The organism is Pseudomonas sp. DC1.2, assembly GCF_034351645.1.
Taxonomy (GTDB): Bacteria; Pseudomonadota; Gammaproteobacteria; order Pseudomonadales; family Pseudomonadaceae; genus Aquipseudomonas.
The window spans coordinates 5,278,435-5,295,531 of record NZ_CP133782.1; the positions used below are offsets into that span (position 1 = coordinate 5,278,435).

Consider the following 17,097-nt stretch of genomic DNA (forward strand, 5'->3'; position numbering starts at 1 on the left):
CTCCCATCGCCGGATCGACGTTTACTCGCCGGTAGCGACGCCCCGCGCGGGATCATTGATCCACTCGCTCCACGACCCGGCATACAAAGCCCCCAACGGATAACCCGCCAGACACAACGCAAACAAATTATGGCAAGCGGTCACACCGGAACCGCAATACGCCACCAATTGCGCCGGCGAGCGCTTGCCGAGTTTCGCGGCAAACCGCTGGCGGAGCTGATCGGCCGGCAAAAATCGTCCGTCGCTGCTCAAGTTATCGCTGAAAGCCGCGCATTGAGCACCTGGGATGTGCCCGGCAATCGGATCGATCGGCTCCACTTCGCCCTTGAAGCGCGGCAAGGCGCGAGCGTCGAGTAAGGTCAGTGCGGGCTGGCCGAGGCGCTGCTGGAGTTGTTCAGCGCTGAGCAACAACGACGTATCCGGCGCGCCGCTAAAGGTGCCGCGAGTCACCGACGGCGCATCGAGGTTCAGCGGCAACCCCGCCGCGTGCCAGGCCTTGAGCCCGCCATCGAGGATAAACACGCCCTCGCGCTTGCCCAACCAGGCCAACAACCACCAGGCCCGAGCCGCGTAAGCACCGGGACCGTCGTCATACAGCACCACCTCGCTGTCAGCGTTGATGCCCCAGGCTTGCAGCCGTTCGATGAGGTCCTGGGCTTCGGGCAACGGATGACGCCCGGTAACACCCTTGACCACCGCGCCACTGAGATCACGTTCGAGGTCTGCAAAAAGCGCCCCGGCAATGTGCCCCTCAGCGTAGCTACGCTGCCCGTAATCAGGGTCTTCGAGGGCGAAACGACAATCCAGAAGCACTCGCCCCGGCGCCTCCTTTTTCAGGTCCAGCGCTTGGGGAGTGATCAGTTGCGCAATGGGCATAACAGGCTCCTGTGATTAAGTCGTGGCCGATGCTACTGCACTTCTTCAAGCGCTTGAGCCAACGGCACGTAAAACTCTTCAAAGAGTGCATTGACCGCTTCGCGGGACTGGTCCGTGACAAACCCGGCTTCCAGCACTAACACCTGATAGACGCCTCGCTTGACGGCCTGCTCACTCAGATGATTAGAGTTTTCCCGCGTGGTACACAGGAAACGTACCCAGGAAGTCAGGATGATCCAGGCGTTGAGGGTCAGGGATTCAATCTGCACCCGGTCCATATTCAGAATGCCGGCCTCAACGAAGCCTTTATAGATAGCCGAGCCCTGAATCAGGCAGCGCTGGGAAAAACGCCGATAACGGGCGGCAAGATCAGGATCGCTTTCCAGCAAATGTTCGAGGTCGCGGTGCAAAAACCGGTAGCGCCACATGGCTGACAACAACGCCTTCAGGTAAAAACGCTTGTCTTCCACAGTGGCCGCTCGGCCCAGGGGCGGGCGCAGAAAGCTGTCTACCAAGCTTTCGTATTCACTGAACAGCACGGCGATAATCGCCTGCTTATTGGGGAAGTGGTAATAGAGATTGCCCGGAGAAATCTCCATGTGGGCAGCGATATGGTTGGTACTAATGCTGCGCTCGCCGAGTTGATTGAACAACTCCAGGCTGTTCTGCACGATGCGCTCGCTGGTTTTTATTCTGGGGGCCATGGCTTGAGCTTTAATCCAGAGTGCGGTGGCGAACATCTTACGACCTATCCGCGAGCGGAGAAAAGAAAGCTACGCACGGATGTCATTTGACTTTTTAGAGCACAGACTCTAAAAATCCTCCCACTACAATAATTCCGGAGCCCGCCATGCCTGCTGACATTGCCTACATCAAGAATCTACAGCAGCCCCAGGAAGAGCTCCAAACCCTGTTCGACGCCCAGCGAGCGGCTTATGCCGCCAACCCGATGCCGCCTGCGGCGCAGCGCCAGCAGTGGCTCAAGGCGTTGCGAGAGCTGCTGAGCACGGAACGCCAAGCCCTGATTGACGCCATCAGCCAGGACTTCAGCCATCGCAGTGCCGACGAAACCCTGCTCGCCGAGCTGATGCCCAGCCTGCACGGGATTCATTACGCCAGTCAGCACCTCAAAGGCTGGATGAAAGCATCGCGACGCAAGGTCGGCATCGCCTTTCAACCGGCGTCCGCCAAAGTCGTGTATCAACCCCTGGGCGTGGTCGGCGTGATAGTGCCCTGGAACTACCCGCTGTACCTGGCCATCGGGCCGCTGGTAGGCGCGTTGTCGGCGGGCAATCGGGTGATGCTGAAACTGAGCGAATCAACGCCTGCCACCGGCCTGCTGCTCAAGGAACTGCTAGGCAGGGTCTTTCCACAAGACTTGGTCGGCGTGGTACTCGGTGAAGCCGATATCGGCGTAGCGTTCTCCCGACTGCGTTTTGATCATTTGTTGTTCACCGGTGCCACCAGCATTGGTAAGCACGTGATGCGCGCAGCGGCCGAGAACCTGACCCCGGTGACCCTCGAGCTGGGCGGCAAGTCCCCGGCAATCGTTTCTCGCGACGTGCCGCTGAAGGACGCCGCTGAACGCATCGCTTTCGGCAAGACCCTCAACGCCGGACAAACGTGCGTCGCGCCGGACTACGTGTTAGTGCCGCAAGAACGCGTCGGTGCGTTCGTCGAAGCTTATCGTCAGGCCGTTCGTGGGTTCTATCCGACATTGGCTGACAACCCCGACTACACCGCCATCATCAATGACCGACAACTGGCGCGACTCAACGGCTACCTCAGCGACGCCACCAGCAAAGGCGCGCTACTGATTCCGCTGTTCGACCAAGGTCAAGGCCGCCGCATGGGCCATAGCGTGCTGCTTAATGTCAGTGACGACATGACCGTCATGCAGGACGAAATTTTTGGCCCGGTGCTGCCGGTCGTGCCGTACAGCGATCTTGATCAGGCTTTTGCCTACATCAATCAACGGCCACGTCCACTGGCGCTGTACTACTTCGGCTACGACAAACGCGAACAAAATCGTGTGCTTCACGAAACCCATTCCGGCGGTGTTTGCCTGAACGACACGTTGCTGCACGTCGCCCAGGATGACATGCCTTTTGGCGGGATCGGCGCCTCGGGCATGGGCCATTACCACGGCCACGAAGGGTTCCTGACCTTCAGCAAGGCCAAGGGCGTGTTGATCAAACAACGCTTCAATGCGGCGAAACTGATCTATCCGCCCTACGGAAAGTCCATTCAGAAACTGATCCAAAAGCTGTTTATCCGCTAACGGTCTTCACACCGGGTAATAACAATAATGAGCCCAAGCCTGTCCGATACTCCCGCGCTGTCACGGCGCGGCCTGCTGAAATTTAGCCTGGGCGCCAGTGCCTTTCTGGCCACTGCCGGGCTGGGTGCAAGCCTTAGCGGTTGCTCATCGAGCGTTGCGGCCAACGGCTTCTCGATTCTACGTAGCAGCGACTTGCTGTTTTTGCGAGCGCTGATCCCGGTAATGCTCGACGGCGCCGTCAGCGTCTCCAACCTGTCCATCGCCGTTGAGGACACCCTGAAAGCGCTTGATAACAGCCTCAATCATCTGTCGCCGGAGATACTCAAACTGATTCAGCAGTTATTCGACGTCCTGCTGATGGCCGTGACGCGCGGACCGCTGACCGGAATCTGGGGCAGTTGGGAAAACGCTGGTGCGGATGACATCCGGCACTTTCTAGACCGCTGGGAAAACAGTTCATTGAGCCTGCTGAAAATGGGCCATAGCTCATTGCAGCAATTGGTGATGATGGCGTGGTACAGCCGGGCTGAATCGTGGGCGCATTGCGGGTATCCCGGACCGCCGACCGTCTGAAAGTGAGTCACACGCGATGACGTCAGCCGCCTCACCACTGAACCCAAAATAACAAGAGAACCTGAAAATGCCCGTACCCGATCCGTTCCGCGAAGGCCTTGCCCGTGGCTGGAAAACTTACAACGGCGCGCAACTGACCCAGGACCTGCACCTGGAAGCGGACGTCGCCATCATTGGCAGCGGCGCGGGCGGCGGAACCACGGCCGAGATTCTCAGCGCCGCGGGCTACAAGGTGTTACTGATCGAAGAAGGACCACTCAAGACCAGCAGCGACTTCAAGATGCTTGAAGACCAGGCCTACACCAGCCTTTATCAGGAAGGCATCGGCCGTATGAGCAAAGACGGCGCGATCACCATTCTCCAGGGTCGGGCGGTAGGCGGCACCACGTTGATCAACTGGACCTCCAGTTTCCGCACCCCAGAGCCGACCCTGGAACACTGGGCCAAAGAACATAACGTCAAAGGCCACAGCCCGGCCGAAATGGCGCCGTGGTTCGAAAAAATGGAACAACGGCTGGGCGTGGCGCCCTGGCAGGTCCCGCCCAACGCCAACAACGACGTGATCCGCAAAGGTTGCGAAAAACTCGGCTACGCCTGGCATGTGATACCGCGCAACGTTCGCGGTTGCTGGAACCTCGGCTACTGCGGCATGGGCTGCCCGACCAACGCCAAGCAATCGATGATGGTGACGACTATTCCAGCCACTCTGGAAAAGGGCGGCGAGTTACTCTATCTGGCCCGCGCCGAAACGCTCTCGATCAAGGACGGCAAGGTCACAGGGTTGCAATGCGTAGCAATGGACGACCGTTGTGTGGCGCCTACCGGGCACACCATCACCGTCAAGGCGCGGCATTACGTACTGGCCGGCGGCGGGATAAACAGCCCGGCGCTGCTACTACGTTCTGAGGCGCCCGACCCGCACAAGCGTCTGGGCAAGCGAACCTTCCTGCATTTGGTCAACATGTCCGCCGGGTTGTTCGACGAAGTGATCAACCCGTTCTACGGCGCACCGCAGTCTATTTACTCCGACCATTTCCAATGGCAGGACGGCACCACCGGCAAAATGTCCTACAAGCTCGAAGTACCGCCGCTGCAACCCGCACTGGCCGCTACCCTGCTCGGCGGCTTCGGCCAGGAAAACTCACAACATATGGAAAACCTGCCCCACACCCACGCCATGTTGGCTTTGCTGCGCGACGGTTTCCATCCGGACAGCCCCGGCGGCAGCGTCGAGTTGCGCGGCGATGGCAGCCCAGTGCTTGATTACCAGGTTTCACCCTATGCCTGGGATGGCGTGCGTCGGGCTTTTCACAGCATGGCCGAGATTCAGTTCGCCGGTGGCGCGAAGGCGGTGATGCCGATGCACGTCGATGCGCGCTACGTGAAAACCCTCGCCGAGGCCCGCACGCTGATCGATGGCCTGAGCCTTGAGCTGTATCGCACGCGTCTGGGCAGCGCCCATGTGATGGGTGGCTGTGCGATGGGTGAAGATCCGAAAAACACCGTTACCGACAGCCTTGGACGGCATCATCAACTGAGCAATCTGTCGGTACACGACGGCTCGTTGTTCCCTACCAGCATTGGGGCAAACCCTCAATTGTCGGTGTATGGGCTGACCGCGCAACTGGCGACTTCACTGGCTGATCGCCTGCAAAACCCATAAAAAACCAGATTATTCCCGTCGTCTATAGTGCTTTCTTATCCAACAGGCGACTTTCCCGACCGGGAAGGCTGCGATACCATCCGACTCCCCAACGGACTCCCGCCAGGACGACGCGATGAACCGAGTGTTGTACCCAGGTACCTTCGACCCTATTACCAAGGGCCATGGCGATCTGGTCGAACGCGCCTCGCGCCTGTTCGATCACGTGATCATCGCTGTCGCCGCCAGCCCGAAGAAAAACCCGCTGTTTCCCCTGGAACAACGAGTGGAGCTGGCCCGCGAGGTCACTAAACATCTGCCAAACGTTGAAGTCGTCGGCTTCTCGACGCTGCTGGCGCACTTCGCCAAAGAGAAGAACGCCAACGTGTTCCTGCGTGGTCTGCGTGCGGTCTCTGACTTCGAATACGAATTCCAGCTGGCTAACATGAACCGCCAACTGGCGCCGGATGTGGAGAGCCTGTTTCTTACACCGTCCGAGCGCTATTCGTTCATCTCCTCGACGCTGGTGCGTGAAATTGCGGCCTTGGGCGGCGATATCACCAAGTTCGTTCACCCAGCTGTCGCGGATGCACTCACCGAGCGCTTCAAGAAGTAACGACCGCTAGAGCGGCGCCCGCGTGCACTGCCGGCGCCAATGCGGCACAATTGCGCGCATTGATTTATTGCGCCCGGGCCTGCCGCCCTGGCTGGAGTTAGCATGTCCCTGATCATCACCGACGATTGCATCAACTGCGACGTCTGCGAACCCGAGTGCCCGAACGCTGCCATTTCCCAGGGCGAAGAGATCTATGTGATCGACCCGAACCTGTGTACGCAATGTGTCGGCCACTACGACGAACCCCAGTGCCAGCAGGTCTGCCCAGTGGATTGCATCCCCTTGGATGAAGCGCATCCGGAGACTGAAGAGCAGTTGATGGCGAAGTACAAGGTCATTACCGGCAAGGCTTAATTACTGCGGTGTTTGTGCTGACGACATCGCGGTCAAGCTCGCCCACACGGTGTCTGTGTGTTGTTAATCAGGTGACGTGAACACAAAAATCCCCGTGCGGGCGCGCGATTGCTCGCGATGAGACCATCCGCAGCTCTGCAACCGGTCTCACTGGCGCTCCTCAAACCCATCTCCGACACACCCCAGGCATCGCACAAACGCAGCCTTCGCCGGATCAACCACCAGCGCTTTGCCCGCATCGCCGACCCCGCCACCCAGCGCGGTAAACGGCAAAGACACCACAAACACACCGGCGCCGATCACTGTCGCTGCCACCAATAGCGGTCGAGCAATCAACAAATCGCCGATCATGGCGTAGGCCGGTGGATTCTGGATCGCATAGCGAGGGTCGCCGCTGCCACCGTTTTCAGACGCCAGCACCGGCTGACCGATACCCAGCAGCAAAACAATGGCAAAGGTTCGAAACGAATTCATGGGACGGTCCTTCGACTAGGCATTGAGAACACTGACTATAGACCTTCGGGCCTGATCAGCTCTGACAGTGAGGGCAAAAAACGCTGGCGCGCTGCCCAAGTTTCACTTCACGCAACGGCGTACCACAGACTTTGCAAGGCTCACCGCCACGGCCGTAGGCGAATAACTCCTGCTGGAAATAACCCGGCTGACCGTCGCCGCCGATGAAGTCGCGCAACGTCGTGCCGCCCCGCTCAATGGCGTGGGCAAGAATACGTTTGATCTCGAGCGCCAGTTTCAAATAACGCCCCCGGGAAATGCTCTTGGCTTCACGGCGCGGGTCGATACCTGCGGCGAACAGCGCTTCGGTCGCATATATATTGCCGACACCGACCACCACCGCGTTGTCCATGATGAACGGCTTGACCGCCATGGAACGCGTGCGCGATTGCTGGAACAGACGATCGCCGTCGAACAAATCGGTCAACGGCTCCGGTCCCAAACGGATCAGCAACTCATGATTGAGCGGGTCGAGGCTCCAAAGCATGGCGCCGAAACGACGCGGATCGGTGTAGCGCAGCGCCAGGCCCGATTCCAGCTCGATATCCACATGCTCGTGCTTGGCGGCCGGCATGCCGACTTCCACCAGGCGTAAATTTCCCGACATGCCTAAATGACTGATCAGCGTGCCGACTTCGGCATTGATCAGCAGGTACTTTGCCCGTCGCTCCACCAACACGATGCGCTGGCCGGACAACCGCACATCCAGGTCTTCGGGGATCGGCCAGCGCAGACGCCGGTCACGCACGATGACCCGGCTAACACGTTGACCTTCCAAATGCGGTGCAATGCCGCGGCGGGTGGTTTCGACTTCTGGCAATTCAGGCATAGCGCTCTCGGATCAGGCGATCAACTCAGGACACGTCCGACACTCAGTGGCGGCCGCCGAGGTCGTGAATCGTTTGCTTAAGGCTTTCGAAGTCGTAGTCCGAGAGGCCGACATAATCGAGCACCAACGGCGCGATGCTGTGCCACTCATGGTCTTCAGTCTGATTACCCAATACGCGATAGGACGCGCAAATATGTTCGGCCATCTTCAGGATCGCCAGCAGGTTCTTCAACTGACTGTTGCGCGATGATTCATCGCTGAAAATCGCCAAGGCATTGTGGTGATTGGCGATAGCCGCAGTCACGTGCTCAGGCAGATGCCACGACTTGGCGGTGTAGTAACCGACCACGGCGTGATTGGTGTTGAACACCCGGTTCTCGGTGTCCACCACACGGCACTCGGGACCGGCGTTCGCATACGCTTCTTCCAGAACACTCATGTAATCAGGGAAGCGCTGCAACATCAGCGGCACACCACAATCGTGAAACAGGCCCAGCGCATAAGCCTCGTCACCGGTTTGGGTGCCGATACGCTTGGCCAGGGTCAGGCAGGTCATCGCCACATCCTGCGCGGTGTCCCAAAACCGGTTCAGGGTCACGATGGTGTCATCGTTCATCTCGCCCTTGATCGACTGCGCGTTGATCAGGTTGATGATCGAACGGCTGCCCAACAGATTCACCGCACGCTGGATCGAGGCAATCTTGTTGCTCAAACCGTAATAGGGAGAGTTGACGATCTTCAGCAAAGAACCAGAAAGGCCCGGGTCCTGGGCGATCAGCTTCGCAATCACCTCCAGATCCGGGTCAGGCATGTATTGCTCCATCTGCAGGTCCACCATGATCTGCGGTTGGGCCGGCACACTGATGCCTTGCAGGGACTGTTGTATCTGTTCGTTAGTCAGCTCTTGGGACATAAATACGCACTCTGGGGCAGGCGGCGATTCTAACCTTTATAAAGTTGAATTCGATATTTTGGCCGGTAGATCGCCGAAAAACGCATCAATTCACTTCGCCCAAACCCCAAGCTTTAGTCGCAAGAGGACACGCTCCTTCGCCACAGGTCTATCCGCCCAGCCGAGGTCTTGCGCAACACGTTATACTTCCGCTCTTTTTTCCGGAGCGACGTCATGTCCCTGCCTAGCCTGCGCCTTAAAGCCAACGCCGACCGTCGCTTGCGAAACGGCCACTTGTGGGTCTACAGCAACGAAATCGACGTGGCCGCCACCCCGTTGCACGGCTTCAATGCCGGCGACCAGGCAATACTCGAATCCGCCAGCGGCAAGCCGCTGGGCATCGTTGCCATGAGCCCAAACAACCTGATCTGTGCTCGCCTGCTGTCGCGCGACATCAAGTTGCCGCTGGACAAATCGCTGCTGGTGCATCGCATCAACGTAGCCCTGTCGCTGCGCGATCGCCTGTTCGACAAGCCGTTCTATCGCTTGGTCTACGGTGATTCAGACCTGTTGCCAGGTTTGGTGGTCGATCGCTTCGGTGACATTCTGGTGGTCCAGATCGCCTCGGCGACCATGGAAGCGCATAAAGAAGACGTGATCGCGGCGCTGACCCAAGTGCTCAAGCCAAGCGGCATTCTGTTCAAGAACGACTCTGCTGCTCGCGATGCCGAAGGCCTCAACCGCTACGTCGAAACCGTATTCGGCCTGGTGCCGGAATGGGTAGCGCTGGAAGAAAACGGCGTGAAGTTCGAAGCGCCGGTCATGCAAGGCCAAAAAACCGGATGGTTCTACGACCACCGCATGAACCGTGCGCGCCTGGCACCTTATGCCAAAGGTAAGCGCGTACTTGACCTGTACAGCTACATCGGCGGCTGGGGCGTGCAAGCAGCCGCTTTCGGCGCCAGTGAAGTGTTCTGCGTTGACGCTTCGGCCTTCGCCCTCGATGGCGTAGAGCGTAACGCGGCGCTGAACGGTTTCGCCGACAAAATGACCTGCATTGAAGGCGACGTGTTTGAAGCCTTGAAAGAGCTTAAAGCCAGCGAAGAGCGTTTCGACGTCATCGTGGCCGACCCTCCGGCGTTCATCAAACGCAAAAAAGACATGAAGAACGGTGAAGGTGCCTACCGTCGTCTGAACGAGCAAGCCATGCGCCTACTGAGCAAGGACGGCATTCTGGTCAGCGCTTCGTGCTCCATGCACCTGCCTGAAGATGATTTGCAGAACATCCTGCTGACCAGCGCCCGCCACCTGGATCGCAACATCCAGTTGCTGGAACGTGGCGGCCAGGGTCCGGATCACCCGGTTCACCCGGCCATTGCCGAAACTCGCTACATCAAGAGCATCACCTGCCGCCTGCTGCCAAACAGCTAATTAGTCAGGGTAACGGGGGGCCAGCAGGCTCCCCGTTTGCGTTCAACCGATGACTTTCAATCGGCTTATTTTGTTGGCCCATCATTAAAACCATCTATTTCTGACTCTTGCCGGCTTAACATCGCGCAGGAAGTTTCCCTGCGCTTCTTATTTGAAAGAATCAGCCTACAAGTTGTTAAAAGCCATAGGATACTTCTCACAAAATTACTGGAACTTTCCTACCCAATATCCACTTGATAAGAATTCATTACAAACTATGATTGAGTTGTCACCAAGAAGTGACGCCCACTTTCAACTACAAGGAGTTACACCATGAAAGCAATTACTCTGGAAACCAAAAAAATCGCTAACCTGGCTTTTCTGGTTGCACCGAAAGCCCGCTAAGTAATTGAGACGTTGGGGAGTGCCGGCTACCCAGCGTTTTATATGGTCCTGTCCAGAGCGAACTGCCAATAATGTACATAAATCCGCATTTATTCATATTGCCTCGTACACCAAGCCAAATAGTATGGGATTACAAAAACCACAAACAATTTGAACTCAATCTTGAATATACAAATCGACTGGCGCAACTTACCTGCAACCCTGCATTGTTCGACAACAACAACACAATAGACACTCAGTTTTTTAACACCGGAATCCTGACAACTTCAATGCCCGACACGGTTGAATGGGGCTGGGATGAACTGTCCAAAATATTCCATATCGGCACCAAAAATATTCCTTGCGAACACATTCCCGAAAACATTCATGAATGGTCGAGAGACTACCTGGATCATTGCAACGAAGTACTGGCCTCGCCCGCGCCGAATGCCCGTCTCGCCCGCCACTCGGCCAGCGAACTGATTGCCCTGCCCGCACCTTGCGAATTACCGGCCTGCCATCTGGTTGATGCGCTGTTCCGTCGAAAGACCTGCCGCACCTTCACCGGCGAGGCAATGTCCCTGCGAGATATCAGCACGCTACTTTACCTGTCCCTCGGTTATCTGAAAGAACGCGAAAACGATGTCGATGACGCCGTCGCCGCTGGTCTAGGCGCCCGACGCAGCAGCCCTTCCGGTGGCGGATTGAATGCCTGCGAAGGCTTTCTTTATGTGCAAAACGTCAATTGCCTGGAACCCGGGCTCTACGCCTACCACCCCGCCGAACATGCCTTGAGCTTCGTCAACCCGCTGCCGGGATCGCCTTTGGGCCAGCTTCTGTGTGGCCAGCATTTCATCAACGATTTACCTGCAGGGCTGTTCATCAGCGCCCGTTTCGACAAGTTGTGGTGGAAATACGAGCACTCACGGGCCTACCGAATGGCCTATGTCGAGGCGGGCCATATTTCCCAGACCTTTCAACTGGTCGCCACGGCACTGGGCATGAGCACCTGGTTGACTGGAGCGCTGGCCGACGACCAGGTCGAAACGCTACTGCAGCTTGATCACAGCGCAGAACAACCGCTGTTTTTCGTCGGCTGCGGCCAAAGTAATGGCCAAGTAATGTGCGAGGAACTGAAAATACTGATGAACCGCCAGGGCGTGCAACCATGACCGATGCCAGCGGCAGTCAGCCGTCCCTCTCCGATGCCTGGGGCCAGCGTTTCACCCTTGGCGACTGGGATGCTCGCGCCTCAGTACGAACCAGCAAGAACAGCTATCTGTTGCCATCGGACCTGGAGCATCAACTGCAAACACGCCACTGGTTCCCACCAGCCTTTTTACCCTACCTGAGTCACCCGACCATCAAACAGGCCGGCCCGTCGATCGTCCATCGATTAACCGCCAATCACCTGGTGTATTTCCTCGACTACACCACGCTGCTCGAACACCGAATCGTCAACCGCTCCGTAGAAACCATTGTCCACGACGAATTGGGCGTCAATATTCCCCAACGGATGAAAACCGCTGCACTTCAGCTCTACACCGACGAGGGCTATCACGCACTGTTCTCCAATACCCTCGCGGAGCAGATTGCCAGCCTCTACGGCATTGCTCAGCGCCCAGTGATGCCCCAGCGAATCAGCCGCCTGAACAACCTGCTGGGACAAACGCCTGACCGGCATAAGGCCTTGGCCTGGTTTCTCGTCGGCTTTGTGTCCGAAACAATCATCGCCAGGGAGCTACTCGACATTTGCCGCGACACGCTGGTATCCGGGGTCCAGGAAATGCTCAGGGACCACCTCGCCGACGAGGCTCGCCACAGTCGCTACTTCTCAGAAGTGTTCCATTATTTATGGCTGACGCTGAACAGCAGCCAACGAACATTCGCCGCCAGGCTGCTGCTGGACATCCTTCTGATTTTCTTTGAAGTCGATGAACGCTGGCTAAAGGACAGCCTGCGAAGCGTGGCCCTGGAAGAGACGTGCATCGCTAACATTCTCGCCGACCTGACAGGTCTGCAAGCCCTGACGCAGCGCGCCCGCTCCGGGGCTGGCGCCACGCTTCACGCCCTGAACCAGGCAGGGTTCTTCGACCTGCCCTACAACCAGCAACTTTTCACACAGGCAGGACTCGTCGATGGCTGAAGAGCAATCTACTGTCAGTCTCAAAAAACGCCGCTCCGCAATCATCCTGTTGATGGCCATGGTGCTACTCGGGGTCTTCCCGCTCGATGTTCTACTGCCATCGTTTCCGGCGCTGGCCGCACACTTTCGCACGACACCTTCCGATATTGCGCTGTCCATCAGCCTATTCGCCGTCGGCATTGCACTGTCCCAGTTGCTGATCGGGCCACTGTCGGACGTGATCGGGCGCAAGGCGCTGTTGCTGGCAGGTATGGGAATTTCCATGCTGGGGGCGATAGGCTGCGTGCTGTCCACGGACTACGCCTCCTTTTTGGTTTTTCGCGTTATCCAGGCAGTGGGCTGCGGCTGCTTCGTCCTCTCTCAAGCACTGGTGCAGGACCTGTTCAAGGGTGCAGAACGTGATCGCTTGCGGATTTTCATGGTCACCGTCACCGGGGTTTTCATTTCTGTCTCGCCACTGGCCGGCACCTTCCTGCAAGCCACGCTGGATTGGCAAGGCAGCTTCGTGGTGTTCACCGCGCTGGCGGGGGTGGTATTCGTAAAATCCTGTTTTTTTCTGGAGCGCTCTCCTCAAGGCGCAGCGGGTGGACCACCCAACTTCATTCAGTCTTATCGACGGGTTTTCGCCGACTTCGAATTTCTGGGTTACTGGCTAATATCAGCCTTCGCCTTCGCCTGCCATTTCTCGTTCATTATCATTTCACCGCTGATTTTCATGGAGCAACTTCAGCTCTCCCCTTACGACTTCTCGCTGACCCTGTTGGTCTACGGTGCGGCCTACCTGTTCGGTGGCATGGCCGCGACACTGTTGAGCCACCGAATCAGTCCCGGACAACAGATTGTCATCGGTCTGACCCTGATCCTGCTGTCGGGCTTGGGCCTGCTTTACCTGGGTCAACATTTCCCGCTGTCGGCAGCCACCGTGCTCATTCCCATGATCATTTGCACCGCCGGCACCACCATTGCCCGTCCCGCCGCCACCTCCAAAGCCATGAGCTTGTTTCCAGACAACGCGGGGACTTCGGCGTCGGCCGGGAGTACCTTGATTTTCATCTGCGGCGGATTGATCAGTGCGCTGATCAGTTTGAGCGCCGCGAATCTGCAAATGACGCTGGGCTACGCCTTTGTGATGCTGAGCGTCATCGCCTTGGTACTCAATCGTCGCATTAACAGCCGCGCCAAAAGCCTGAGCCCAAGGACAGACTAACGGCGACCGGCGGTCATCGAGCAAGGTGGGTATGCGCAGGGTCAACACTTTCCGGCATTCCCTCCTGACGCCAGCGGTGTAGAATCGCGGGATTCATCGCCATTCATCCCCCGGCGGGTTTATGAGCTCAGGCTGAGGCAAGCGGCGATCCCGCAAAGTCATCGGCAACTTCCGGACACGCGGCTATTTCTGAGTGTTCCAGACGTCAATAGAAGCTCACTCCCCTTTTGATACCTGATTTAGCCGCCCGGAGTGCTCCATGCCTGATTATCGCTCGAAAACATCCACCCACGGCCGCAACATGGCCGGCGCCCGCGCACTGTGGCGGGCCACAGGGATGAAAGATGACGACTTCAAAAAGCCGATCATCGCCATTTCCAACTCCTTTACCCAGTTTGTACCGGGCCACGTCCACCTCAAGGACCTGGGCCAACTGGTCGCCCGCGAAATCGAACGGGCCGGCGGTGTCGCCAAAGAATTCAACACCATTGCCGTGGATGACGGCATCGCCATGGGCCACGACGGCATGCTGTATTCGCTGCCGAGTCGCGAGATCATCGCCGACTCCGTCGAATACATGGTCAACGCACACTGCGCCGATGCCATCGTCTGCATCTCCAACTGCGACAAGATCACCCCAGGCATGTTGATGGCGGCCCTGCGCCTGAACATTCCGGTGATCTTCGTCTCGGGCGGCCCGATGGAAGCCGGCAAGACCAAGCTGGCCAGCCACGGTCTCGACCTGGTCGATGCCATGGTCATCGCCGCCGACTCCAGCGCTTCTGACGAAAAAGTTGCAGAGTACGAGCGTAGCGCCTGCCCGACCTGCGGTTCGTGCTCCGGTATGTTCACTGCTAATTCGATGAATTGCCTGGTGGAAGCCCTGGGCCTGGCGTTGCCGGGCAACGGTTCGACCCTGGCCACCCACAGCGACCGCGAGCAACTGTTCCTGCAAGCCGGCCGGACCATCGTCGAGCTTTGCCAGCGTTACTACGGCGACAATGATGAGTCGGTGTTGCCGCGCAATATCGCTAACTTCAAGGCGTTCGAAAACGCGATGACGCTGGACATCGCCATGGGCGGTTCCACCAATACCATCCTGCACTTGCTGGCCGCGGCGCAGGAAGCCGAGATCGACTTCGACCTGAAGGACATCGACCGCTTGTCGCGTCACGTGCCGCAACTGTGCAAGGTCGCGCCGAACATCCAGAAGTACCACATGGAAGACGTCCACCGTGCCGGCGGGATCTTCAGCATCCTCGGCTCACTGGCGCGCGGTGGCCTGCTGCACACCGACCTGCCAACAGTGCATAGCAAGACCCTGGCCGAAGGTATCGCCAAGTGGGACATCACCCAAACCACCGACGAAGCCGTGCATCACTTCTTCAAGGCTGGCCCTGGTGGCATCCCGACCCAAACCGCGTTCAGCCAGTCGACCCGTTGGGAAACACTGGATGACGACCGCGAAAACGGCTGCATCCGCAGTGTCGAACACGCCTATTCGAAAGAAGGCGGCCTGGCCGTGCTTTACGGCAACATCGCGCTGGACGGCTGTGTGGTGAAAACCGCTGGCGTCGACGAGTCGATTCACATTTTCGAAGGCAACGCCAAGATCTTCGAAAGCCAGGACAGCGCGGTGCGCGGCATTCTGGCTGACGAAGTGAAGGCCGGCGACATCGTGATCATTCGCTACGAAGGCCCGAAAGGCGGCCCAGGCATGCAGGAAATGCTCTACCCGACGTCTTACCTGAAATCCAAAGGCCTGGGCAAAGCGTGCGCCCTGCTGACCGACGGCCGGTTCTCTGGTGGCACCTCGGGCCTGTCCATCGGCCACGCGTCGCCAGAAGCCGCTGCCGGTGGTGCTATCGGTCTGGTACAGGATGGCGACAAAGTGCTGATCGACATTCCTAACCGCTCGATCAATCTGTTGATCAGCGATGAGGAGATGGCGACCCGCCGTGCCGAGCAGGACAAGAAAGGCTGGAAACCGGTAGAAAAACGTCCACGTAAAGTGACCACGGCGCTGAAAGCCTACGCGCTCCTGGCCACCAGCGCCGACAAAGGTGCCGTGCGCAACAAAGCGATGCTCGACGGGTTGTAAGGCTTAACCGTCGAACAAAAAAGCCCCACCCAGTGTGAACTGATCGTTTCCATGCAGCGCATGGAAACGATTATCGCAGTGCTTACTGAATCTCTTCCGGCTTGACGATCACCCAGTTTTTGTCCGCAGTCACCGGCAGGCCTTCTTTGGCCTGTGCTGCTGCGTGCTTGGCCATCATGCCGTTGAGTTGGGTCATGTACTTGTCCTTGCGGTTGACCCACAAGTGAATGCCGCCCTTGGCCACGTCAACACTGTGGAACAGCATGTAACCGTCGCTGGTCGGCGTATCGCCGCCCACCAAAACCGGTTTTTTCCACTCATCGATGTACGTCAGGATCGCCGCATGCTTACCGGCCATCCAGGTTGCCGGCGTCCACAGGTACGGCGTCAGCTCCAGGCCCATGTTGGCCTTCTCGTCATACTTGCCCGCGATGATCTGTTTGCGTGCGGTGGTCAGCTCGCCGGTCTTACGGTCCTTGAGCAGCGTGCTTACGCCGATCACGTTCTGTGGTTTGACGTTGTAGCCATACTTCGGATCGGCGGCGACCATACGTACCAGCTCTTCGGAGGCCGCGGTCATCACGTAGACCTCAATGCCGTTCTCCATCAGCTTGTTGTACAGCTCGGCCTGACCGGTGAAAACTTTCGGCGGCTGGACATCGATGGTCTTGACCACGTCGCCGTCGTAATACGTACTCGGTACCGGTTTGCCGGATGCCATCAGCTCATCGACGTAACCCTTGAGCTCTTGCAGGGTGAAGCCCGAAAAAACCTGAGCAACCCATGGGTAGCACACCATGTCGTCGATTTCGCAGAGGCGATAGTAATAGCTGAACAGGCTTTCCTTATGGTCAGCGGTGTCCTTGAACGGAATCAGTTTCAGGGAGGGGTCGAGGGTGTCGCGGGTGATCAGCCCCTTGTTTTCCATAAATGGCAGCAACGACTCTTCGAGGTCGTAGCGGTAACTGGTGTTGTCCATGTCGAACACCGCGAAGTTACCTTTGTTAGCGTTGGCGGCGATCATCGCGTCCAGCGCCTTGGCCTGATCGGCTGGCCAGTGTTTCAAGTCCGTAGCAAATACCTGGCCGGCGAGGCCAAGGCAGAGTGCAGCAGCCAGAAATTTCGGTGCGAACTTCATTAGCTTTCTCCCTGATTCAAAGAGATCGACGCTAACAAAAAACTGTGACAGTTCTCGCCTGCCCGCGACCGCTTGCGTCCTGATTCCGTCAGGCGCATTCCCCAAAGCGGCGGCGGCTTATTCCAAAAACGACAG

General features: G+C 57.9%; 16 protein-coding genes. 10 read left to right on the plus strand and 6 right to left on the minus strand.

Translation table 11 applies throughout. From position 1 onward, the window contains the following. Positions 1–21: 21 nt before the first annotated feature. Together RHM68_RS24005 and RHM68_RS24010 are read right to left on the minus strand one after the other, a co-directional pair. Entirely contained in the window at positions 22–876 is an 855-nt protein-coding gene (locus RHM68_RS24005; protein WP_322219478.1) for a sulfurtransferase, read from the minus strand. A 32-nt stretch (positions 877–908) separates the two neighbouring features. After that, on the minus strand, positions 909–1,580 hold the full coding sequence (locus RHM68_RS24010; protein WP_322223927.1) for a TetR/AcrR family transcriptional regulator: 672 nt from the start codon (positions 1,578–1,580) through the stop codon (positions 909–911). A gap of 146 nt (positions 1,581–1,726) precedes the next feature. Here RHM68_RS24010 and RHM68_RS24015 point away from each other — a divergent pair, with 146 nt between their 5' ends. The 5 genes from RHM68_RS24015 to RHM68_RS24035 all read left to right on the plus strand — a co-directional run bounded on the left by RHM68_RS24015 (position 1,727) and on the right by RHM68_RS24035 (position 6,342). Next, positions 1,727–3,157 carry a coniferyl aldehyde dehydrogenase gene (locus RHM68_RS24015; protein ID WP_322219479.1) on the plus strand — a complete coding sequence of 477 codons (1,431 nt, stop codon included), beginning with the start codon at positions 1,727–1,729 and terminating at the stop codon, positions 3,155–3,157. 27 nt (positions 3,158–3,184) lie between these two features. Continuing rightward, a complete protein-coding gene (locus RHM68_RS24020; protein WP_322219480.1) occupies positions 3,185–3,730 on the plus strand; it encodes a twin-arginine translocation pathway signal protein in 546 nt (181 codons plus the stop codon). A 67-nt stretch (positions 3,731–3,797) separates the two neighbouring features. Continuing rightward, positions 3,798–5,393 carry a GMC family oxidoreductase gene (locus RHM68_RS24025; protein WP_322219481.1) on the plus strand — a complete coding sequence of 532 codons (1,596 nt, stop codon included), beginning with the start codon at positions 3,798–3,800 and terminating at the stop codon, positions 5,391–5,393. 115 nt (positions 5,394–5,508) lie between these two features. Continuing rightward, the gene (gene coaD, locus RHM68_RS24030) at positions 5,509–5,988 is read left to right on the plus strand and encodes a pantetheine-phosphate adenylyltransferase (RefSeq protein WP_045059801.1); all 480 of its coding nucleotides are present in this window, start codon (positions 5,509–5,511) and stop codon (positions 5,986–5,988) included. A gap of 102 nt (positions 5,989–6,090) precedes the next feature. Then, positions 6,091–6,342, plus strand: a complete 252-nt coding sequence (locus tag RHM68_RS24035) for a YfhL family 4Fe-4S dicluster ferredoxin (protein ID WP_322219482.1) — start codon at positions 6,091–6,093, stop codon at positions 6,340–6,342. A gap of 147 nt (positions 6,343–6,489) precedes the next feature. Here the strand turns inward: RHM68_RS24035 and RHM68_RS24040 are convergent, their stop codons facing one another. Genes RHM68_RS24040 through RHM68_RS24050 form a run of 3 tightly spaced genes read right to left on the minus strand, consistent with a single transcriptional unit; the run spans position 6,490 to position 8,543 of the window. Beyond that, positions 6,490–6,816 carry a multidrug transporter gene (locus RHM68_RS24040; protein ID WP_322219483.1) on the minus strand — a complete coding sequence of 109 codons (327 nt, stop codon included), beginning with the start codon at positions 6,814–6,816 and terminating at the stop codon, positions 6,490–6,492. Between the two features lie 55 nt (positions 6,817–6,871). Next, the gene (mutM, locus tag RHM68_RS24045) at positions 6,872–7,684 is read right to left on the minus strand and encodes a bifunctional DNA-formamidopyrimidine glycosylase/DNA-(apurinic or apyrimidinic site) lyase (RefSeq protein ID WP_322219484.1); all 813 of its coding nucleotides are present in this window, start codon (positions 7,682–7,684) and stop codon (positions 6,872–6,874) included. 43 nt (positions 7,685–7,727) lie between these two features. Next, positions 7,728–8,543: an HDOD domain-containing protein gene (locus RHM68_RS24050; protein WP_322223929.1), complete on the minus strand. Its 816-nt coding sequence runs from the start codon at positions 8,541–8,543 to the stop codon at positions 7,728–7,730. A gap of 267 nt (positions 8,544–8,810) precedes the next feature. Between RHM68_RS24050 and RHM68_RS24055 the strand changes: the two genes are divergently transcribed. From RHM68_RS24055 to ilvD, 5 genes are all read left to right on the plus strand, one after another. Beyond that, positions 8,811–10,007: a class I SAM-dependent rRNA methyltransferase gene (locus RHM68_RS24055; protein WP_322219485.1), complete on the plus strand. Its 1,197-nt coding sequence runs from the start codon at positions 8,811–8,813 to the stop codon at positions 10,005–10,007. Between the two features lie 455 nt (positions 10,008–10,462). Then, a complete protein-coding gene (locus RHM68_RS24060; protein WP_322219486.1) occupies positions 10,463–11,542 on the plus strand; it encodes a SagB family peptide dehydrogenase in 1,080 nt (359 codons plus the stop codon). Further along, positions 11,539–12,516: a diiron oxygenase gene (locus RHM68_RS24065; RefSeq protein WP_322219487.1), complete on the plus strand. Its 978-nt coding sequence runs from the start codon at positions 11,539–11,541 to the stop codon at positions 12,514–12,516. Before RHM68_RS24060 ends, RHM68_RS24065 begins: the two co-directional genes overlap by 4 nt. Beyond that, positions 12,509–13,723, plus strand: coding sequence for an MFS transporter (locus RHM68_RS24070; RefSeq protein ID WP_322219488.1), 1,215 nt, complete (start codon positions 12,509–12,511; stop codon positions 13,721–13,723). The genes RHM68_RS24065 and RHM68_RS24070 overlap by 8 nt, the downstream gene beginning before the upstream one ends. A gap of 259 nt (positions 13,724–13,982) precedes the next feature. Next, on the plus strand, positions 13,983–15,824 hold the full coding sequence (gene ilvD, locus RHM68_RS24075) for a dihydroxy-acid dehydratase (RefSeq protein WP_322219489.1): 1,842 nt from the start codon (positions 13,983–13,985) through the stop codon (positions 15,822–15,824). Positions 15,825–15,906: 82 nt separating this feature from the next. Here ilvD and RHM68_RS24080 read toward each other — a convergent pair whose 3' ends face one another. Continuing rightward, positions 15,907–16,962: a haloacid dehalogenase-like hydrolase gene (locus tag RHM68_RS24080; RefSeq protein ID WP_322219490.1), complete on the minus strand. Its 1,056-nt coding sequence runs from the start codon at positions 16,960–16,962 to the stop codon at positions 15,907–15,909. Between the last annotated feature and the right edge of the window lie 135 nt (positions 16,963–17,097).